Origin of the sequence: Aquimarina sp. ERC-38, from assembly GCF_026222555.1 — a bacterium.
Taxonomy (GTDB): domain Bacteria; phylum Bacteroidota; class Bacteroidia; order Flavobacteriales; family Flavobacteriaceae; genus Aquimarina.
On sequence record NZ_CP098511.1, the window covers coordinates 1,044,016 to 1,066,692 of the forward strand.

Genomic DNA, 22,677 nt, shown 5'->3' on the forward strand with positions numbered 1-22,677 from the left:
GTTATTATAATATTGAAAATCAAGTTATTATTTTTTCTATTTCGTTCGAATTGACGGAAAAAATTAATTTTTCTGAATACTTTACAAATAAAAAGAGTGTCGACAAATTTCCGTAAATAGAGATTTTTATAATTTTTCAATTTCTAAAATTGCTTGATTTTATTAAGTTTTTGTTTCTGAAAAAATCAAGTTATCAGCAAAACCGGAAATTTGTCGTACACTCAATAAAAACTATTTTACAAAATTAGGAATATTCAGGTAACTAAGCTTAAAGTTGCATGATCATCTTTAAATCTAAGAAGCTTATAACTAAACAATGAATTATTTTGTACTTTCATAGCAAATTTTAGAACTCATTTTATGCCTTTAGTAGCTCCTTTATCCCCTGAACATAGCCCCGAAACTAAAAAATTAGCCGAATTCTTTAACGAGACGCTAGGTTTTTGCCCGAATTCTATATTGACAATGCAATATCGACCTGCAATATCTAAAGCTTTTATTAATTTAAACATGGCGGTAATGGCTAATGAAGGGCGGGTAACTTCAGCGTTAAAAAGAATGATTGCCTGGGTGAGTAGTAATGCCACGGGTTGCCGGTATTGCCAGGCTCATGCGATCCGGGCAGCAGAACGTTACGGGGCAGAACAGGAGCAATTGGATAATATCTGGGAATACAAAACACATCCTGCTTTTAGTGATGCGGAACGAGCTGCACTGGACTTTTCGCTAGCGGCTAGCCAGGTACCTAATGCCGTTGATGCGCAAATTAAAGAAGAGCTTTATAAATACTGGGATGAAGGCGAAATCGTGGAAATGCTAGGTGTCATTTCCCTCTTTGGATACCTAAACCGATGGAATGATTCTATGGGAACTACCTTGGAAAAAGATGCTATAGCAAGTGGGAATCAATATTTAGGGAAACACGGTTTTGAAGTAGGGAAGCATGTATGATATGAAGTAAAAGAGTTTAGATCGCTATTGCTTTTATAATCAAGAACCAGGACTTTTATTAAAACTTATTAGTGTCCGGTAAAGATTCAAGACCCGCCTGCGGACGGGCAGGTCGCTATCGCTTCTAGAAACAAGAATCAAGACTAATCATTATAGTATTGAAAATAAATATTTACGTTAAAGAGCAAATTACTTTTAAAAAGTAAAAAAGCAACCTCCAAACAGTTCAAAGTTTGGAATTACCTTATTTTACTATGCCTTCTAAACTTTTATTTATTTTAACCAGATACTGATGATTAAAATTAAAAAACTTCTAACTTAAACCTTTAGAATTTCTTTCACTAAAACCCTTAACTCCGGAAGTACTTCTTGTTCAAACCAGGGGTTTTTTGCCCGCCAGATTCGGTTACGAGGAGAAGGATGTGGTAAAGGAAAATAGTCCGGTAGATACTCTTTAAAATTTTTGACCGTTTCGGTAAGTGTTCGTTTTGCTTTTTTTCCTAAATAATATTTTTGTGAATATTGTCCAATCAAAAACCTAATTTTTAAATGATTAAGCTCAGAAAAAACGGATGAATGCCATAAAGGGGCGCATTCCGGTCGGGGAGGTAAATCGCCACTTTTTCCTTTTCCCGGATAGCAAAACCCAATAGGTATAATCCCAAAATTGTCAGGATTATAAAAAACATCTTCGGTAACCTGTAACCAGCGTTTTAATTCACGACCTCCCGGATCATCCCAGGGAATTCCTGATTTATGAGCAATGCTTCCTGGAGCTTGACTTACTAAGGCGATTTTAGTACTCTTTGATGCAGAAATAATAGGATTAGGACCCAGCGGCAGATGCTCGGAACATAGGGTACAGGATCTTATTTCAGATAATAGTTTTTGAATATTCGGTAAATTTAAAATTCAGTTTTAGCAGACTTCAACAGTGACTTTCAAGCACCTGTATGAACTATTCATTGCAAAGTAAATCTTATTTATATACCATGTGCTTCTAATAAAAATAAATTAGTGCTGTTTTTTAAGTCTTTGGTCAAATTGTAAAGCTTGCGTTTCTAAAATTTTAATATTGCCACTTTCACTATGATTTGGGTTGATAAGATAATTATATTCTGAAGGTACAATACAACTGGGTACTTTTAATACTGCTGCTTTTTTGTATAAAATAAAATCATCTCCAATAAACTTTGTACCCAGTCCGGGGGGTTTGGCATCCCAGTTTTCAGGCAAATCTTCCAATTTGATTTCTGCGATGCTTACCGTATCCGGGATTTCAATAGTAAGGTAGTTTCGATCTGAAGGTAAATCTTCACTGGTATCTAAGTGCATTGTAACTTCTAAAAGTGAAAGCGCCCGAGACTCCGAAGTGTAAACCATAAAAGTGTTTTTACTATTCCATCGAAATCCACCGGAAGAAGCTGCCCCTATACCTGTTAATGCTGTTTCTAAATATTTGGTTCTTTCAATTCGATAGACCAGCATATTAAGCAAAATTGCCGTATTCCAGACGATCTAGACTGTTTTTAACCTGTTGAATACCTAGTAACGAGTCAAAAAGCGAATCCGGAGAAACACCTCCTAACGAAATATTAGGTTTTTGTAACCACCTTTGAAATTTTTCAATTTCATTATTAAAAACGATACATCCGTAATCAAATAATTCAGTTAAGGTTAGTATGAATTCACTGTCCTTTTTACTCAATATACTTTTAGCCTTTTTCTTTTTATTATAAGTGGTCTGGACAATTTGCAATGCATTCAAATAGTGTTTTACCGGGATATTAGAACGTTTGCTTAGGGCTTCAATAGCTCCGTAGGGTAATCCTTTTCTGATAATTTGAATTTTATCTTCATACCCTGACCAACTGAAATTCTTATTGTCAATAGTTAAATAAAAAAGTGACTTTTTTTTATCTCTTGAATTCCTATCAGCTCTTTTTAAGCTATTTTGTATATCTAACTTTTCCATAGATCGCAACTAGCATTTATACTATAAATATACAATATATTTACTGTTTTAATTGTTTCAATTAGGAAGTTTTATTAACTTTTCTATTTCAAGATTTGACTTTTCATTAGATAAGAAGATATAAAAAATTCTTATTTCACTTCTTCCCTGCAACCACAAGTACAATTTCGCCTTTTGGTGCTTTTTCTTTAAAATGAGCTATCATTTCTTCTAAAGTACCCCGAATAGTTTCTTCGTAAATTTTACTAATTTCACGCGAAACTGAGGTTTGCCGATCTTTTCCTAAAAATTCTGATAGATGGGTTAGGGTTTTAAGTAATTTATGCGGGGATTCATAAAAGATTATCGTTCTTGTTTCTTCACTCAACATCTGTAACCGGGTTTGCCGGCCTTTTTTTACCGGTAAAAAGCCTTCAAAAACGAATTTATCATTAGGTAACCCACTATTTACCAAGGCGGGAACAAAAGCAGTGGCTCCCGGTAAGCAGTCCACCTCTACCCCTTGTTGAATACAAGCCCTGACCAGTAAAAACCCAGGATCACTAATGGCGGGAGTTCCGGCATCACTAATCATAGCCACAGTCTCCCCTTGCTTGATACGGTTGACAATACCTGCTGTTACCTGATGCTCATTATGCATATGATAACTTTGCATGGACGTGGTAATCTCAAAATGTTTTAGAAGTTTACCGCTGGTACGGGTATCTTCTGCCAGGATACGATCCGCATTCTTCAAAACACTAAGCGCACGTAAAGTGATATCTTCCAGATTTCCGATGGGAGTCGGCACTATATATAATTTGGACATCGGTTATGCTTCAAATCGATTGGCAATAATATCCATAAACCGCTGTTCATATTCTTCTTTACCTTTCCATTGTCTGTAATCCGGTTTGACCATTTCATTAACAAATGCAAAAGCTTCTCCCTTACTATGTTTAGTATTTAGCTGTGATAGCACTCGATTATAATCCGAGGTGCTATTATCAAATAAATGTTTAATAAAAGCTAATCGATCGTTTAAGCCGATTTGGATACTTTTTTTTAGCTGATCGTTTAAAGATTTTGGTTTATTGGTAGCTGTCGCATTAGTATATCCGCCGATATCCTGCATATCATTTTTTATAAATCCGGTAGTGGTAAGAGCATCGTTTTTATTAAAAACAGCAGTAGCCGGTACAAATAAGTCTTCGCTTATCTTTTCATTGATATTTTCAATGACAAATTCGGGTCGGGTTTCTTTTTCTTCCGGAATTTCTTCTGTTTTCACTTCGGGTTTATCGTGAGCATCCTCTATTGTAATACTTTCTTTTATGGTTTCTTTTGATGTATCTTCGAGTAGCTCTTCAATAGGTTTGGACTCAACTTCAACCTTTTTTTCTTCCCTACTTAATTCAAGTATAGGTTCTGTTTCTGCTTTTGTATATGGGGTTTCGGGTTCTTCTGAAGTCTCAACAATTATAGTATCCACCTCGGTAGTTTCAGAAATAGTTGCTATCGTTTCCTGGTTTTTATGTTCCAAAGCTTCGTAAACACTTCCCAGGGTAGGTTGCGGACCTTTAAAATGTTGTTCGCTAAAATGCAGAATGGTCAAGGTTTCGTATAGCTTTCGGGTTTCTGCTAATAAGCTTTCCGTATCCGACTTATCTTTTATCTGTAATAGGCGATGTGCAATACTAACTAATTCAGCTTCCAGCTTTTTTTTCATAATCTTTATAAGGTTTGGGGTACGATTTTGGATTTTTAATAAATTTACCGCAACTTAAAAATTTCAGCAAATTATTAGGGTACGAATTTTAAGTATTGTACTTTTTGTTTTAAATTAATTAGTTAAACTCTCTGTAAAAATCTATGTTTTTAGAAAACACCGTAAATCATAAAGAACAATTCGGATGGATAGAAGTCATTTGCGGATCTATGTTTTCTGGTAAAACCGAAGAATTAATACGACGTCTAAAACGGGCAAAGTTTGCCAGGCAAAAAGTAGAAATCTTCAAACCTGCCATAGATACGCGTTACGATGAAGAAATGGTCATATCTCATGATGCCAATGAAATCCGGTCAACCCCGGTACCCGCTGCTGCAAATATACCTATATTGGCAGATGCTTGTGATGTGGTAGGAATTGATGAAGCCCAGTTTTTTGATAACGAAATTATTAAAGTCTGTAATGACCTAGCTAATAGTGGTATCCGAGTGATTGTTGCTGGTCTGGATATGGATTTTAAAGGAAATCCATTTGGACCTATGCCCGGATTAATGGCTACTGCCGAGTATGTGACCAAAGTACATGCGGTTTGTACCCGAACCGGTAACCTGGCGCAGTATAGCTTTAGAAAAAATCAAAAAGACGACCTGGTTTTATTAGGAGAAACCGAAACCTACGAACCTTTAAGCCGAGCTGCGTATTACAAAGCCATGCTGAGAGAAAAGGTAAAAGATATTAAAGTCCGGGATGCGGAGTTGGTACAAAAGAAAAAGAAATGACAAACATGTACCATGAAACCGTTCTGGAAATTCACTTACCGCATCTTACCCATAATTTTAAGTATTTAAAGAGTAAAATCTCAGCCGAAACTAAATTTATGGCCGTGGTGAAAGCTGCGGGCTACGGAAGCGAAGCAGCGCCTGTTGCAAAACACTTGCAAAGCCTTGGCGTTGATTATTTTGCTGTTGCCTACACGTCTGAAGGTGTAGAACTGGTGCAAAAAGGTATTACTACTCCTATCCTGGTACTACACCCACAACCCACACATTTTAAAGAACTGGTTACACATCGATTGATACCCAGTTTGTACAATCTGTATGTCCTAAAGGAATTTATTCAATTCTGTACATCTGAGGGTATTACTCAATACCCGGTACACCTTAAATTCAATACCGGATTAAACAGGATTGGTTTTTCTATGGATGATATTGATGCATGTTATGGACTAATCAGGAACACAAAAGCTGTAATAGTAGAAGGGATCTTATCACATTTAGCCGCCAGTGAAGATTTAAAAGAAAAAGAATTCACATTAGGACAAATTAAAAGTTTTCAAACAATCGTGTCAAAAGCGCCATCCCTTTTTGGTACTATCCCTTTGGTGCATCAATCAAATACTTCCGGTATTTTAAATTATCCGGAAGCCCATTTTACCATGGTCCGAAGCGGGATTGGCCTTTACGGATTTGGGAACGATGTTAAGTTTGATAAAAACCTAAAACCCGTAACTTCCTTAAAGTCGGTCATTACCCAGATAAATACTATTAAAAAAGGAGAAAGTGTAGGCTATAACCGGGCATTTGTTGCTAATAAAAAAACAATTTCAGCAACCATTGCCCTGGGTCACGCAGATGGTATTGGCAGAATTTTTGGAAATCAAAAAGGCTTTGTTTGGATACACGGTAAAAAAGCTCCTATTTTGGGTAATGTCTGTATGGATATGTTGATGGTTGATGTAACAGCTATTCTTTGTTCTGTAGGTGACGAAGTCATTATTTTTAATGCTCATCACACCGCAGCAAGTGTAGCTGAAATATCCGGTACTATTTCTTATGAATTGCTTACGGCAATCTCACCCAGGGTTAAAAGAAAGATAATAAATAGGTAAAAAGCACAAATTATTGGCATAAAGTTAACTATTTAAAAAAATTAGTAAATTAGCGCACTAATTAATCACTAAAATTATTTCACAATGGGTTTTTTCGCAGATTTTAAAAAGTTTTTATTAAAAGGTGACATCGTTGCTTTGGCCACTGCGGTTATTATTGGAGGGGCATTTAACAAAATTGTTGGTTCCTTAGTAGCAGATGTTATTATGCCTATTATAGGATTATTTATGGGAGGGCAAAATGTTAATAACCTATTCTTTACACTAGATGGTAGCGAACATGCAACGCTAGAAGCAGCAAAAGAAGCAAATGCTGCAATATTGACCTATGGTAATTTTCTACAGGCCATTATCGACTTTATTATTATTGGTTTTGTCATATATTTGTTATTAAAAGGCTATGAAAAAACCAAGAAGAAGGAAGAAGCAGCTCCGGCAGCACCAAAAGGACCTACTCAAGAAGAACTTCTTATTGAAATTAGAGACGAATTAAAGAAAAAGAATATGTAAAAAACGTGGCTTCACCGCTATATTACACTTTTTATTCATTAAATCCCGCCTAGTGCGGGATCTTTTTTACACAATCATTCTTGTTAAATATATAACAAAGTGTTTAAAATTGATGATTTTTAAACTTTTTATGGTCATTCACAATTAATTACGGATTTTTGTATTCTAAATAAAATAAATAGCTAAATATAGTATATGAAAGTAGCAGTGGTAGGTGTCACCGGTATGGTAGGTACCATTATGTTAAAGGTATTGGAAGAAAGAAACCTTCCCATTTCAGAATTAATTCCCGTAGCTTCTGAAAGGTCGGTTGGAAAAAAAATCACGTATAAAGATAAAGAATACGAAGTAGTAGGATTGGCTACAGCAGTAAGCATGCAACCGGATATTGCCTTATTTTCTGCCGGAGGAAGTACTTCTGAAGAGTGGGCCCCTCAATTTGCTGAAACAGGAACTATAGTAATTGATAATTCATCTGCCTGGCGGATGGACCCTACTAAAAAATTAGTGGTTCCTGAAATTAATGCGGATGCACTTACCACGGATGATAAGATTATTGCAAACCCTAATTGCTCTACAATACAGTTAGTAATGGCACTAGCTCCTTTACATAAAAAATATAAGATTAAAAGGATTGTAATATCTACCTATCAATCGATTACTGGCACTGGAGTAAAAGCCGTACAACAGTTAGAAAATGAGTATAAAGATGTAAAAGGTGAAATGGCGTATCCCTATCCTATTCATAAAAATGCCATTCCGCATTGCGATGTATTTCAAGAAAACGGATATACTAAAGAAGAAATGAAACTCGTCAACGAAACTCAAAAAATCCTGGACGACCGGACGATTGCAGTAACAGCTACGGCTATTCGTATTCCAGTAGTAGGCGGACATAGCGAAAGTGTGAATATTGAGTTTGAAAAAGATTTTGATGAAAATGAGGTACGTACAATTCTAAACGATACTCCCGGAATCATTGTACAGGACAATCCGCAAACCAATACGTACCCAATGCCCATTTATGCCGAAGGGAAGAATGAGGTTTTTGTAGGTCGAATTCGAAGAGATCATTCACGTGAAAATGCATTAAATATGTGGATTGTATCAGATAACTTACGTAAGGGAGCTGCTACCAATGCGGTACAAATAGCAGAATATTTGTATGAAAATAAATTAATACCTGCGGTTACTGTGTAGAGACAGATATCTAATAAATTTCCTATGTAATAGTAAGTAACTCGTTCGCTTGAAAGGGAGGGTCGGGGTAGGATATCTACCAAAGTTAAAATATCCATCTCTAGCTTGAAGAGAGTTAAAATAGTAAGATTCGTTTTAAACCCATAACTATAAATCACCTGAATTCTTTAGAATACAGAATTCGGGTTTTTTATTATAGTTTTACATTAGTGCCTAGTTAAAATGGATAAAACTGTACATTATTTAGAAGCTGTTTTTTAAAAGTAATTTGTGTTTTTAACGTGAATGATTTTATAATATTGATTTTCAATATTGTAAAAGTTAGTCTTGATTCTAGAAGCGATAGCGACCTGCCCGTCCGCAAGCGGGTCTTTGATCTTTACTAAGTAATTTTATTCAATTCATATTAGTTACAACCCCAGAAACTTCTTATATTCCCTGTAAGAAATTAACGGATTATGTAAACATGCTTTTTATAGCTAAATCATCACTCAAAATCATGAAAAATTCATTCTTTACTTTTAGTCTTATTCTATTTTTATCGTTTGTTATGAATGCCCAACAGAACAAGTCTTTATCTTATCCCGAAACCAAAAAAGGAAACGTAGTTGATACTTACTTTAATACAGAGGTTGAAGACCCCTACCGTTGGTTAGAAGACGATCGTAGTCCTGAAACCGAAGCCTGGGTCAAACAACAGAATCAGTTTACCCAATCTTATCTGCAAAAAATACCGTACCGGGATGCTTTAAAAAATAGATTAACCGAAATCTGGAATTATGAAACGGTTTCTGCTCCTGTAAAAGAAGGAGATTATTATTATTTCAGAAAAAACACCGGGCTTCAAAATCAGTATGTAATTTTTCGTTTTAAAGAACCCGGAGCTACTCCTGAACTTTTTCTAGATCCTAATGCTTTTAGTAAAGACGGAACGGTTTCTTTAGGTTCGCTGGAATTTACTAAAGACGGAAGCCTTGCAGCCTATACCATTTCAGAAGGAGGAAGTGACTGGCGTAAAGTTTTGGTTATGGATACTAAAACCCGTAAAATTATTGGAGATACGCTAACTAATGTTAAATTTTCCGGTACTTCCTGGAAAGGAAATGAAGGTTTTTACTATTCTAGTTACGATAAACCGGAAGGAAGCGAACTTTCGGCGAAGACCGATCAGCATAAATTATATTTTCATAAACTAGGTACTTCTCAAAAAGAAGATCAGGTTCTTTACGGAAGTACCCCGGATGAAAAGCACAGGTATGTAGGAGGTTATGTTACTGAGGATCAACAATATTTAGTACTTAGTTTGACAAATAATACTTCGGGTAATAAACTGTATATTAAAGAATTAAATAATGACAAATCTGATTTTGTTCCTATCCTACCTACTGAAAATAGTGATACCTACGTAATTACTTCAGAAGGTTCTACCTTATATTTAATGACAAATTTGAATAGTCCGAATTATAAAGTGGTTAAGACAGATATTAAAAACCCTTCAGTAGAAAATTGGATAGATGTAATTCCGGAAAAAGAACAAAAACTAACCATAAGCATCGGGGGTGGCTTTATGTTTGCGGAGTACATGTATGATGCCATTTCCAAAGTTTTCCAATATGATCATCAGGGTAAATTAATTAAAGAAATTGAATTGCCTGGTATTGGAAGTGTCAGTGGTTTTGGAGGTACAAAAGAAGATACGATTATGTATTACAATTTTACTAACTACTATACGCCTTCTTCTATTTACTCTTACAATTTAAAAACTCAAAAAACCAAATTATACCGTAAGTCCAAATCTAAATTTGACAGTGATCAGTATACTAGTAAACAGGTATTCTATACTTCAAAAGACGGTACTAAAATACCGATGATAATTACTCATAAAAAAGGGATTGAATTAAATGGTAAAAACCCAACGATGCTTTATGGTTATGGAGGTTTTAATATTAGTTTAACCCCGGCATTTAGTATATCCAACTCCCTATGGATGGAGCAGGGAGGTATTCTGGCAGTTCCAAATCTTAGAGGGGGTGGGGAATACGGAAAAAAATGGCATCTTGCCGGTACTAAAATGAAGAAACAAAATGTTTTTGACGATTTTATTGCCGCAGGTGAATACCTTATTCAAGAAAAATATACTTCCAAAGAATTTTTGGCTATTCGGGGTGGTTCTAATGGTGGCTTGTTAGTAGGAGCCGTAATGACCCAGCGCCCGGATCTAATGCAGGTAGCACTTCCCGCCGTAGGTGTTTTGGATATGTTGCGCTATCATACTTTTACCGCCGGAGCAGGATGGGCTTATGATTACGGAACTGCAGAAGACAGTAAAGAAATGTTTGACTATTTAAAAAAGTATTCACCCGTTCATGCGGTTAAAAAAACAGCGTATCCGGCAACCCTGGTAACCACTGGTGACCATGATGACCGGGTAGTTCCGGCACATTCGTTTAAGTTTGCCGCTACATTACAAGAACACCAGACCGGAGAAGCTCCTGTACTCATCAGAATAGAAACCGATGCCGGTCATGGAGCAGGTACCCCTACTTCAAAAACAATTGAACAATACGCCGATATCTTTGGGTTTACTTTATATAATATGGGGTTTAAAGAATTACCGGTTATTACTCAAAAATTATCACAGGGACAATAGTTATAACTATTATTATATATGTTACAGGTACATAACCTTTCTTTTGCTTATAAAGAGACTAAGGTGTTAAAGCATATTAGTTTTTCCATCAAAAAAGGAGATCACATTGCACTGATTGGAGAAAGTGGATGTGGTAAAAGTACGTTACTCCAACTGATTTATGGAATATTAGACCCCGCAGAAGGTAAGCTGTCCTGGAATAACAAACCTATTTTAGGCCCCCGGTATCACTTAATCCCGGGAGAAGAAAGTATGAAATACCTATCCCAAGGATTTGAACTTTTACCCTATAGGACCGTTGCGGAAAATATAGGGTATTATCTTTCAAATACAGATATAAAATTAAAAAGAGGAAGGGTTAGTGAACTATTAGACATTGTCGAATTACAAGAATATGGCAACACTCGAATTGAACAATTGAGTGGAGGACAGAAACAACGGGTAGCTCTAGCAAAAGCATTAGCTAAAAAACCGGAATTACTGTTACTAGACGAACCTTTCGGTAATATTGATAATTTTAGAAGGAGTTCTTTACGACGAAATTTGTATGCCTACTTAACCCGAAATCAAATTACCAGCATTACCGCTACCCACGACCAAACAGATATTTTATCTTTTGCTTCGCAAACACTGGTATTACAAAGTGGAGAATTAATAATCCAAAAAAATACCAAACAGTTGTATCAAAATCCTGGTAGTTACTATATTGCTTCTTTATTTGGTGAAGTAAATAAGATAAATGCACATCTTTTATATACTGAAATTAGTAAAGATGTAATTGCCTTAATCTATCCGCATGAAATTATTTTACAGCCCAAGAGTGTTTATAAAGCCAAAGTTAGAAATTCCTATTTTAATGGTAGCCACTACCTGATTGAAGCTGTTTTTGATAAGAAGATTTTATTTATTCATTCGCCTGTCACCTTTGTAGAAGGGGACTTTATAGGATTTCAAATTCCTAAGGAACTGGTGTTATCCAGAATTTTAAAATAATTGAGCTGAGATTAGGCATTTTATTATTTTTTTACAAACTTCTATAAAAAAGCGATCCCCGGGTTAACTACTCCCACAGGTTGCCTCTTATAGCACCCATTTACTGGGGTTTTAGAAATTTTAGCAATGAAAAAACTAGGCAAATATAGGTAAAACCCTGCTCTACATTTCTTTTAACTAATTATAGCAACCTTACTTTAAAGGAGAAATCGAAATTGTTTTTCCTTCTTTATTATATTCTTTTTTCAATCCTTCATGTAGATAAGTTAAATTGATTGTTTTATCTTTGCCTGCTATTGTTTTAAGGCACGAAAACTGTACAATATTTACAATATTTGCACCGGTGATTGCATATTTTTTTGCAATTTCTTCCAAAGAAACTTCATTTTCTAATTGGATCGTATTTGGAAGTATATTTTTCCATAATCTGAGTCGTTCATCCGCTCCGGGTAACTGAAATTCTATAATAGTTTGAAACCTTCTGGTAAATGCCCCATCAATATTTGTTTTAAAATTAGATGCTAAAATTACTAATCCAGGATGTGCTTCAATACGCTGCAATAAATAGGAGACTTCTTGATTAGCATATTTATCATGCGCATCTCTAACATTGGTTCTTTTACCAAAAATGGCGTCGGCTTCATCAAAAAATAAGATCCAATCCTTATTTGCAGCCTTATCAAAAAGAGAAGATAAGTTTTTTTCTGTTTCACCTATATATTTTGAGATGACCATAGACAAATCTATTCTGTATACATCTCTATTGGTATATTTACCCAGTAAGCTTGCTGTCAGCGTTTTTCCCGTACCTGGGGGACCATAAAACAATACTCTATACCCAGGTTTTATTTTACTTTTCATATTCCATTGATCCATTAATACTTCATTATACTTTAACCAAATTTCTATTTCACGAATTTGATCTAATGTTTTTTCCTGAAGTACCAGATCTTCCCACTCTAATCTGGTATCAATTAAACTAGCCGGAAAATTTTGACTAAGTGTTGGTTTTGAAACTTTTCCCAAAAGAAACAATGATAAATACTCTTCATCAATACATAATTTACCGCTCATTTTAGGTTCTCCTATGGGAACACTTTCTATATAAAGTATTTTTTCATTAAATAACCTGGATCCAGTACTTATATATTTTATCAGTTCTAATCGTTCATTTACATCATCACCTGCCATCATATACAATGCTGTTTCTCCAGTAGGGATAATACCTCTATAGTTTTTCCCTGTGACTCCACCAAATTTCACAAATTGCCCGCCCTCTGGAAAATAGGATGAAACTATTTGTTGTAATAAAGAAGGTGTGATATGTGGAGCCAGTGCCAGTAACAATAGTAGTACTTCCACCTCGGACAATTCATGATTACTAATAAAGGATCCCAAAGGGGATTCCTTAGAACCTAAATGCAATTGAGGTGCTTTTTCATTTTCTTTTTTTAAATCTACCCCCAATCTATATTTAAGGTAGCCTTCAAGATATTGAAATAAGGTTTGTACTTCAGCTTTATGGATGGTATTAACCATTACTGTACTTGACATAAGCATTCTTTAATTTTAGATCATATTTATTTTTCTTGTAGCCTGGACCATTATAACCTTCAGCAAATCTGGCCCAATTCTTTTCCTTGATCCAATTAATTAATTTTTTGCCTTTAAAAGATGTTTTTTCGATAAATTTGCCAAAAGCTTTAAGATGTTCTCGTTCATGTTGATACATCTCAGAAACGAAATGATCTACAGATGCATATCCTAAATGTTTATAATGAAACCCCATGATCTGAAAAGCCCCCCAAGAGGAAGAACAATAGGCTGCATCATGAAATACCGGTAAATCCGAGATCCCCGAAGCTTTTTCCAGTCTGTCATATTCACCAGCTCCTCCTCTATAATGTGTTCTTTTCCATGTTTTGTACAACACGTCTGCGGTATGTTGAGACACATATTGAGCTGGATTAACACCTCTTTTTTCCAGTTCTCGCCAAAATACATGTCCTTCGAACAAAATCACAGGTCTACCGTATAATAAAAAGCCCTTGCCTCTGCTTTCCACTTCATTCACGGCTTTTACCATCGCAAGTTCCAATCCAGACTGACCTGCAAAATCTTGAATATCTTGTTCCGATAAAAATTTATCATTAAATGCGGTTAGTTTTTTTTCTGCTTCGATAAGTTTTGACCAAGATTTAAGACCTACTATGCCGTCTACAACTAAATTATTTTTAGACTGAAAATCTTTTACAGCCTTGTTGGTATCTTTACCAAAATAATTCGACACATATACGGTATAGCCTAACTTTGTTAAAATCTCCTCGAGATAATGTACTTCTTGTCCTCTAGAGCGGTATCGTATTGTTCTCATTTATATCCTTTTAATTTTATACAACAATGAAGTGGTTGATCCTTTTTTTTAAGCGCTAATAGAAAGGTTTATTTTTTGTTTAATTTCAGCATCGCAAATACCATCAGACACTTTTAAAATAACCTCAACGGTCACATTATTTCTATATCTATAGAGATGGGTTGGAGTTTTTTCTGTTGAGGTATCATTGTCTCCAAAACTCCATAAATAAGTGAATTTTTCTTCATTAAACTGATTTAAATTTTCTATATTAAAAACATATAATTCTCTTTCAATAAAATTCCCTTCCGAACCTAAAACATCTCCTTTGGTAGCATCAATATCTTCATCCCCAATCGGTATAGGTGCTATTTTGGCTACAATGGTAAGAGATGGCTTTTTGGCAACGGTAATAGTTACCATTACAGGCTGATCATCTACAGTAAATGCAATTGGGATATCATAATTGACAAAATTAGTTGGTATAAAAGTAATTTCATTAGTTCCTATGCGCATCCCATTCATGCGTCTTACAGCACTTACTTTACCATCCGCAGGGATTACACTGAATGGTATTGATATACCTGTATCCTCGCTGCCGTCTAAACACAATGACGACACAATTGATAGGAAAACTTCCTTGACCTTATCAAAAACCACCCGAACGGTCTCCGAAATTATCATACAAACTTGGTTGTCGATTGTAGCATTTACTATCGCAGTTCTATCTTTTAGAATTGATAAATTGGTATAGGTATATTGTTGTATAAATGATGTTCCTTGCTGAGTAGGTCTTCCATCTCCAAAATCCCATTCTATTTTAGGTGAATCTGGTAAAAATTGTCCTTTAAATTGAAAAGTAACCGTTGCTTCTGTTTTATCATCATTATACGTAATAGTAGTAGCTTCAAAATTTACATTTACTGGAGCTCTTTCTACGAGTAAAGTTTCATCTGTATCAAATCCATCTACTGTAAATTCAATACTCTCTCCAAAAGCAGTAAATTCTTTTGGGTTTATTATTATTCGATCTTGAATTTGCAAGCCTGAATACGGAGTGTTACCCACAGTTGCCACTAATCCATCTGCTGGTTGTAATGCTGTAATATTTACTGTTTCTATACAACCTATGGCGGTATCTAAAATCTGTTTTAAATTATTTAAAAAGTTTCCAAGCTGACCAAAGTTTGTAAACGAGAAGTAATCGGTTTTATCAATATCCGAAAAATCCGGTTGACTCAATACAGGGGTTCTATTTAATAATTGAGTAAGGGAGGGTACTAAATTTTCACTGGTATTTCCAGGAGTTACATAAGATCCTTCAGACAAGCAATAATAGAAAATGTGAGTTTTCGCCCTTAACTGTTGTATCTTGTTCCTTAATATATCAAAATCACCTACAGAACCATTGGCAATAACAATGACAATATCCGGGATGGTGTTTAATCCTGTATTTATATAATTGAGAGCGTTTGCCCAACTAGCAGCTCCGCTAGGAACAACATTCCCCGTAGTTCGATACTCCGCGATCCATTGCAAGAAAAGCTCCTTATTAGAGGTTGTAATTTTGGTTTCTGGAATAATCCTGGATGGCGGTTCATCTTGTCCAATAGTATCGTTCATATTTATTAAAGAAATAAAATTATTCGATCCTTCCTGATCATTTACAAAAGTGGTAAGTCCATTCTTAATTTTAGGAATCTCTTCTTCTCTTATTGATCCAGACTCATCAACTGTGAGAGCAATATGAATTGATATATCACAATCTGCTGGATTCACACATAATTTATTTCTATCAAAATCAAGTTCTATAACAATCGGATCTTCAAAAGTAATTGGATCGATACTGATTTCATTTTCACAAAACCTGGATCTTACCCTTAACTTAGGGATAATCGTATTAGGTGCCGATTCAACAGAGTTTTGATACTGCCTCACTACATTGCCCGAAGCCTTTGGTTCGTCATTTACAAAAGTGTCGTCTCCTAAGAAGTCCCACTCAAACTCTTCTATCTCATTTAAAAACAACCCAGAAACCGTATAGGTAACGGTAACTTCTGTTCTAAATGGATTATCGTAAACCACCGCAGTACTTACTATGGGTTCTGGTAAACGATTTATAGTGATTACGGCTTCTGTATCTTGATTATTTAGTTCAAAACGTATAGGTGTATTTATGAGTTCTGGGCTAACCATATTTGGATCGAAATAAGAATCTCCCTTATCATCTCTTATCACTCCTCCATTAAGACCTCTGGGTATATCTGCTGTTACAAAACCATTTGTTGGACTTGCTTTAAAAGGAATAGGTTCTGTATCGCTACCAAAACAAAGTGTACTTACTGGTAATTCTAATTTTAAAACACTTTCGTCACAACATACATATGGCACCATAAAATCTGCAATCACAGGATTTGTGGCAAGTTCCATACGAACGGCCGGTGAAGATAGCTCTCGTCTGCGAGATAGTCCTCCTTCTCCTTCACCGCCTCCTGGTAGCACTGCAATATCATCCAGAAAAACAAGTACAAAAGTTCCTTTTGGTGTAACCCCGGCTTTATGTTCAAGACCCGGTCTTCTTGATACATAATATGAGGTGTAATCTTCTGCAAGTTCTCGTAGCTCAGTTAATCGTGTAGCAACTGTACCTTCTGCTTCTCTTCTTACTTCACCACCGATTAATCCTATGGGATTAGAAATACGTAACGCCACAATATTAAAACTTACAGCATTTTGTGTTTTAAGGTTTTTGAGTTCTTCAATGACGTGTTTATAATCTTGTCCCAGATGACCTTCGATTCGGTAGAAATCTTTATCAACACATAATGTTAATGGGTTATCCGAATCTAATAAATCTCTATGATAACTAACATTTGATTTTTCTATTTTTTTTGCTGATTTATCAAAATTCCATAGCTTGATTAGCTCTTCGTCTACTTTATAATAAAAAGGGATTGCCTTTTGACTTAAATCCCCAAGCAGTCTTGATGGCGTAATTTTAACCTCACCAAATACAAGATTATAGCCTTCTAATTGTTTTAATGTTCTTAATAAAAGGCTAAATAATTTTTGCTCAGGTTCGTGAATATCATAGCATACCGTAAGCCCACCATCTCCATTGCTGTTGGCATCATCACAATTAAAACATCCTTTACCCGCCTTTGCGGTATGTGCCACAGATTTATAAAAACCATGTCGACAATCGTAACAATTCTTTTCATTGACTAACTCTCCTAACATCAAATGTTTTGGAAAATCACTTAAGTTAGCATAACAAATTCTAGAAGACAGCTTTAGCATTATCCTCTTTATTTCTTGATAGGTATTCACTATATCTTTTAGAAGATCATACCTATATTGAATATCTGGTCGTCTTAGTTGACCTGAATCTGGATCGAAGAGCGTAGTTATGCGATTTTCAAATTCTGTACCAAGATCTGACAATTTTAACGTTTCAAATATCGTTTTATATCCGATCAGCAAATCATCTAATACTTTTGTATTTGAAAAAGGAGAAGTTAATTTATCTATAAGCGTATTAAAATCCTCAAAGTCTTCAAGCTCAACAATAACTTTTGGAAGTAAAACTTCTGGAAGCTGGTAATACAGTTTATGATAATTTATTCTATTAATAGTACTATCATGGCTATTAATTAATGCTGCATTAGCTTTTGTTGTTAGAAGTACTCGATAATTTGCAACTACATCAATACCTTCTCCATCACAGTTTAAGCTACTACATTGGTTAATATTTCGTTCATAATTCTCTATATAAATTAATACAACCATATCCTCGAGGGCAGGTCTTCCATCATTTGAGAAATTTATTAGACTCGATGTCTCACTATCCTCATCTGTGGTAAGTAACTCGTATAACTCGATTTGAGCTTCATTATGAAAAAAAAATGGAAAATAATTAGATTTACTATTATCATATATCTTAAAATACCGGTAATCAATACTTGGAAAATCAATTGTTTTATTACCCTTAATATCTTTATAGAGATGCAGTAAGTCTCCATCTGTAGTAATTCCTAATCCTTGATTTATCGTTATCACGCCAAAAGTGCTGCTTATCTCAAAGCCGCAGACAATACCAACTCCGCTCAGATTGACCCGGGATAGCCGTATCTGATCATCAAAATGATCAAATATTTGGTTAAGATGGCTGTCTGTCAAAAATTGACTTCTCGAAAATCTTCTAAAACCTGGCTCTATTTTGTCTAATTTTGTGATCATGATTTGTGTATATATTTTTTATATTTTCTTTCTATATGTACTAAATGTATTCTCTACCAATCAACAAAGATTAGTTTATCCTTCCATGGTAGTTTAAGAATACTCATATTCCATGGTAATTGATCTAAAAGAATGTCCTGAGTCTTTCTTTCTACAATAATTTTAGGGTTTTTACCATTCAAGATAAGTTTGCCTGGTCTTTGCAGAAACTCATTACGCATTAAATCTGAAGATGCATTTTTAAGTGCCCCCCAGTTTTGGATCATGGCCTCAAGTAACTCCTCGGATTGCGTTTTAAATTCTTGAGAAATCTCTATATTTCTATTTATTGATTGATTTAATGGAATATTACATAAAAACTTTTCGGACATCATTTGATGTTCGGGTTGCTTTTCTTCTTTGGTAGCTAAATAATGCAATAAATGAATTGCCAATTCTGGATCGCTTATTTTATTTTTATCATTAATTAATCGGCAATGCTCAAAGAAGTTTTTTAGAAATGGGTGAATCAGAATTAAACCGGCATTCTGTATATAATATGCTTCTTCTGTGATATTATCTTCATTTTTAGCGAATTCTTCCTGATGCCTATTGGTTTTATCGAATTGTGTTGTGCTAACATTCTCTTCTGTGATGATAATTTCTTCCTTTGTTTCTGTAGACTCTTCAGGTATTTTTTTAACAATATTCTCCCTATTTTTAGCGTCTTTAGAAATTTTATTTCGAATCTTGGGAAACTCTTTTTCAATTGACTTAATTACGGTTTCTAACCAATATAATTTCTGTTTATCAATTGCGGAAAGCTCTCCTTTTCCCTTTTTATCTATTTCATTTACATTACTATTACTATCGGGTATACGGTCTTGATTTTGATAAAGTGCTCTTATCAGAATCTCCTTTTGATTAGACAGTGTTTTATAAAACTTCTGAATGTTATTAGTTTGAAAAAATTGAATAATTTCATCCCAAATTTCAAGTCTTAACTCAAGTGAAACCGAAGTTATAAATACGTCAAATTCAACATTTAATTTCTGAGGATTAAGGATAGTTGTCTTCGGTGTTTTAAAAACTTCACTCAGCGTCTTTTTTATGGCTATATCAGAGAATTGTTGAACAAATCGTTTTCTAATCTTTTTTTGCTTCAACTTTTCGTAAAAAACACTTACCAAACTATTAGTTTGAAGTATTTCTTCTAGCGCCTTTTCATCAAACAAAAAGGCAAATAGTTCTTTATTGCCCCACCAAGGAGAAGTTCCTTTTTCGAGAAAATACATCAGAGCTCTGGCGGCATTACTATCGGTATTAAACAATTCTAAATTTTCTTCTTCAGTCCATTTAATATCATCTTGTAAACTTTGGCTTTTAGACTTTTGAAGTTGTTTTTTTATTGAATTTTGTATGCCAGTAACTACCTTTTGTTTTACATCTATTAATTTAAAATCATTTTTTAACTCAATCTCGAAGTCCAACTTATCGATTCGTAATATCTTGTTCGCAACTTGCTTTTCAAAGGTTTTCAACTTCTTTTCTATTGCAGGAAAAACTTCTTCTTTCAAAAATGAATCCAGATTATCCTTAATACGATACCCTTGTTCTTTAGAGGTCGTATTCACTTCTAGATACATTTTATTGATGATATATTTTTCCGTTTTCATCATTTAGCAAAGGCATTTCATGTTTACCATTAATTTTGCGAACTTTTTTGGATAATTCTTGAAGGCATATTCAGCTACATCTTCTAGCACTTTGTCCTCGATTTTGAAATACATTAAATGTGTATATCCTGTTTTTTCTATATTATTAATATCAGAAGGTGAGTGATAATATCCTTCAAAATCTAAATCAGTATTATGATAGGCGTCCATAATTGCATTTGCCTTATCCAGTTCGATATGCAATTCTACATCATTAAATTGATTGATATGTCGTGGATAATGTTCATATACTTGATCTAATAATCCATTTTTTTGCAACACTTTATAAATATAGGTTTGTTCTAAAAACATTACATACTGTGGGATAAGAACGTCATCGAGCTTTACGTATTGATTTTTATACTTTGTGGTAAAATAAGATTCGTAATACTCGTAGATAATGCTTTTGTCTAAACATCGAAACAATCCCATATTAAAAAACCTCAAATCTTTGAGTGCATAATCGAAACAAAATTCAATTCCCTTATCCCGTAAATACTTATAAATTCGGTACGGATATGGTGTTGCACCTTCATCACACTGAACAATAATATCCTTTTGGGGTACCGGTTTGGTTATAAACACATCAAAATCGAAATACAGATATCCCGGAATAGCATCAGACAATAGTTTGTATGCTATAACTTTTGCATCCGGAAAAGTAAAATCAGGTGTTGCCTGATCTAGTCCTAAATGCACTTTATCATAGGGTAACCCCAGATTTCTTACCAAATACTCACCATATCTATCTGTAATAATATGAACCCCGCCATAGACCTCTTTGATCTTGGTAGCACTTAAGAACATATGAATACACGATTCTATTTTTTTATGGTTATTCTTAAATGGCTCTGTCCAGAGTAGGTGTACTGGTGTCATATACTTTATTTCTTTTTTTTGTATGATCAATTTTATACAAATCAATATCAGACGATTGGTCAGTATTTGGACAAAGTTCAAAATCAATCATTTTATTTTCATAATCAGAATCTTCTAACGCATCATCAAAACGTACTTTGTCTCTAGGTTTTTCGTTCGCAATTCTCTCATGATCCCCATGGTCTATAGTATCCTGACACAAATGAGGCGGGGTATCTATTTTTTTTACTCCTAATTTTCGTAATCGCAACGAAAACTCTGTATCCTCATAACCATAATTTGAAATTTTAAGGTTATATCCTCCCAGTTTTTTAAAGTCATCCCGATGCACCATAATACGACCAAGACTACCTTTTGCGCTTGGTAATGTAGGTCTTAGAAAGAAATTCTTTTCATTTTCGGCAACAGTGATACAATATGTCAAAAAACTAAGTCCTACGTAATTATCAGCATCTACATTAATTAGATATTCTCCTTTTGCCAAATTGTGGATCACATTTTTGGGCAATGTTCTGTGATAATATTTTGCTGTAGTATTCTTGTAGTAATGCACTACTTCATCTTTTACACCTTGAACGAACCAATCTTGATTAAATAGGTAGGCTTCTAATCCATCAGTAGAATTATAATCCAAAACATTTACATCTACTTGCCCTCTAAATTGTCTCGCAACCTTTACATTATTTTCTAATGTAGCCACCAAATGATCAAAGCGATTCATTACAACCGTGCATAGACTTAATTTAATCGGATTTTCTATTGTACTCTTTGAATTTACCAAATAACCATACTGGGGAAATTCTTCATTAATCTTATTTATGATTTTGTCTTGTACTGTTCTCGTATATTTACTAATGTGCGAAAAATGGGTGTATCCAATGGCATTAGCCGTTTCCTGAAGGGTATCTTTATCAGGCAATATCTGCTCAACATTAGAATTATTAGCCTTTACAGAACAATATAGAGAATACTGATCTATCACTCGAGAAGAATCTACCCATGTAGTTGTATCTGAAACCTCAAGGCATTTTAAGTAATTTGATACATATGAATCTTTTAGCTTCATATCATTAAACCCTACAATTCCTGTATTACAAACTGCATCGTAGGTTCTAATAATTTCTTCAACAGCATGTAGTTTAAAATCAACAAGCCATTTAATGTTTTTTACATCTTCGAATGTAATATCATTACTCTTAGCCAGGTAATCTTCAAAAACTAAGGTGTCTATGCTTTGTACGATGACATCAGACGTGCATTGTCGTACTTGATTGGCTACTTCTTTTTTTCTAAGAATAACATCCCAATCCATATGAACAAATGGCCTATTTTGTTTTGCAATAGCAAATATCTTACCCTTGGTCCATGTTCTATTATAATCCAAAAACGTAAGCTCTATAGAAAGATTGTCGATTGGAAGGTCTCGAAAATGATTAACACTATCTAAATCTGTTACAATTTCTACTTCAAACCCCCATTTTTTAGCAAATAAAACAGAAAGGTACAAGCAGTTGATTGAGGACTGCAAGATGTCTTCAATATTATGATTTTTTTTATGTTTGGCCCATCTTTTGAGTAAAGGTGCGGTCCAGAAACTATAAACAATTTTGTTCATCTATTTTATATTCTTTTCTTGT

The 22,677-nt window shown here is 34.5% G+C and carries 18 protein-coding genes; 7 read left to right on the forward strand and 11 right to left on the reverse strand.

Features of this window, described 5'->3' with window-relative positions:
* The first annotated feature begins 360 nt into the window (after positions 1-360).
* Positions 361-951: a carboxymuconolactone decarboxylase family protein gene (locus NBT05_RS04530; protein WP_265772265.1), complete on the forward strand. Its 591-nt coding sequence runs from the start codon at positions 361-363 to the stop codon at positions 949-951.
* Between the two features lie 318 nt (positions 952-1,269).
* Here NBT05_RS04530 and NBT05_RS04535 read toward each other — a convergent pair whose 3' ends face one another.
* The 5 genes from NBT05_RS04535 to NBT05_RS04555 form a co-directional block, all read right to left on the reverse strand.
* The gene (locus NBT05_RS04535; protein ID WP_322874207.1) at positions 1,270-1,863 is read right to left on the reverse strand and encodes a uracil-DNA glycosylase family protein; all 594 of its coding nucleotides are present in this window, start codon (positions 1,861-1,863) and stop codon (positions 1,270-1,272) included.
* 102 nt (positions 1,864-1,965) lie between these two features.
* A complete protein-coding gene (locus NBT05_RS04540) occupies positions 1,966-2,439 on the reverse strand; it encodes an RES family NAD+ phosphorylase (protein WP_265772266.1) in 474 nt (157 codons plus the stop codon).
* A gap of 1 nt (position 2,440) precedes the next feature.
* On the reverse strand, positions 2,441-2,926 hold the full coding sequence (locus tag NBT05_RS04545) for an antitoxin Xre/MbcA/ParS toxin-binding domain-containing protein (RefSeq protein ID WP_265772267.1): 486 nt from the start codon (positions 2,924-2,926) through the stop codon (positions 2,441-2,443).
* Between the two features lie 136 nt (positions 2,927-3,062).
* Positions 3,063-3,734 carry a 16S rRNA (cytidine(1402)-2'-O)-methyltransferase gene (gene rsmI, locus NBT05_RS04550; protein WP_265772268.1) on the reverse strand — a complete coding sequence of 224 codons (672 nt, stop codon included), beginning with the start codon at positions 3,732-3,734 and terminating at the stop codon, positions 3,063-3,065.
* A gap of 3 nt (positions 3,735-3,737) precedes the next feature.
* Positions 3,738-4,634 carry a hypothetical protein gene (locus NBT05_RS04555; protein ID WP_265772269.1) on the reverse strand — a complete coding sequence of 299 codons (897 nt, stop codon included), beginning with the start codon at positions 4,632-4,634 and terminating at the stop codon, positions 3,738-3,740.
* 143 nt (positions 4,635-4,777) lie between these two features.
* On the opposite strand from NBT05_RS04555, the gene NBT05_RS04560 reads away from it, so the two are divergent.
* The 6 genes from NBT05_RS04560 (at position 4,778) to NBT05_RS04585 (ending at position 11,875) form a co-directional block, all read left to right on the forward strand.
* Entirely contained in the window at positions 4,778-5,413 is a 636-nt protein-coding gene (locus NBT05_RS04560) for a thymidine kinase (RefSeq protein WP_265772270.1), read from the forward strand.
* Positions 5,410-6,522, forward strand: a complete 1,113-nt coding sequence (gene alr, locus NBT05_RS04565; protein ID WP_265772271.1) for an alanine racemase — start codon at positions 5,410-5,412, stop codon at positions 6,520-6,522. The genes NBT05_RS04560 and alr overlap by 4 nt, the downstream gene beginning before the upstream one ends.
* Before the next feature lie 84 nt (positions 6,523-6,606).
* Positions 6,607-7,032, forward strand: coding sequence for a large conductance mechanosensitive channel protein MscL (gene mscL, locus NBT05_RS04570; RefSeq protein ID WP_265772272.1), 426 nt, complete (start codon positions 6,607-6,609; stop codon positions 7,030-7,032).
* Positions 7,033-7,227: 195 nt separating this feature from the next.
* Entirely contained in the window at positions 7,228-8,232 is a 1,005-nt protein-coding gene (locus tag NBT05_RS04575; protein WP_265772273.1) for an aspartate-semialdehyde dehydrogenase, read from the forward strand.
* Positions 8,233-8,731: 499 nt separating this feature from the next.
* A complete protein-coding gene (locus NBT05_RS04580) occupies positions 8,732-10,882 on the forward strand; it encodes a prolyl oligopeptidase family serine peptidase (RefSeq protein WP_265772274.1) in 2,151 nt (716 codons plus the stop codon).
* Positions 10,883-10,900: 18 nt separating this feature from the next.
* Complete coding sequence (locus tag NBT05_RS04585) at positions 10,901-11,875, forward strand: ABC transporter ATP-binding protein (RefSeq protein WP_265772275.1); 975 nt, start codon at positions 10,901-10,903, stop codon at positions 11,873-11,875.
* A gap of 192 nt (positions 11,876-12,067) precedes the next feature.
* On the opposite strand, the gene NBT05_RS04590 is transcribed toward NBT05_RS04585, so the two are convergent.
* Genes NBT05_RS04590 through NBT05_RS04615 form a run of 6 tightly spaced genes read right to left on the reverse strand, consistent with a single transcriptional unit; the run spans position 12,068 to position 22,655 of the window.
* On the reverse strand, positions 12,068-13,429 hold the full coding sequence (locus NBT05_RS04590; RefSeq protein ID WP_265772276.1) for an ATP-binding protein: 1,362 nt from the start codon (positions 13,427-13,429) through the stop codon (positions 12,068-12,070).
* On the reverse strand, positions 13,407-14,249 hold the full coding sequence (locus tag NBT05_RS04595; protein WP_265772277.1) for an N-acetylmuramidase family protein: 843 nt from the start codon (positions 14,247-14,249) through the stop codon (positions 13,407-13,409). The genes NBT05_RS04590 and NBT05_RS04595 overlap by 23 nt, the downstream gene beginning before the upstream one ends.
* 48 nt (positions 14,250-14,297) lie before the next feature.
* Complete coding sequence (locus NBT05_RS04600; RefSeq protein WP_265772278.1) at positions 14,298-18,467, reverse strand: hypothetical protein; 4,170 nt, start codon at positions 18,465-18,467, stop codon at positions 14,298-14,300.
* A 53-nt stretch (positions 18,468-18,520) separates the two neighbouring features.
* Complete coding sequence (locus tag NBT05_RS04605; RefSeq protein ID WP_265772279.1) at positions 18,521-20,125, reverse strand: contractile injection system tape measure protein; 1,605 nt, start codon at positions 20,123-20,125, stop codon at positions 18,521-18,523.
* Positions 20,126-21,040 carry a DUF6734 family protein gene (locus NBT05_RS04610; protein WP_265772280.1) on the reverse strand — a complete coding sequence of 305 codons (915 nt, stop codon included), beginning with the start codon at positions 21,038-21,040 and terminating at the stop codon, positions 20,126-20,128.
* Positions 21,003-22,655 (reverse strand): DUF6734 family protein, encoded by a 1,653-nt coding sequence (locus NBT05_RS04615; RefSeq protein ID WP_265772281.1) that lies wholly within the window; start codon positions 22,653-22,655, stop codon positions 21,003-21,005. The genes NBT05_RS04610 and NBT05_RS04615 overlap by 38 nt, the downstream gene beginning before the upstream one ends.
* Positions 22,656-22,677 lie beyond the last annotated feature (22 nt).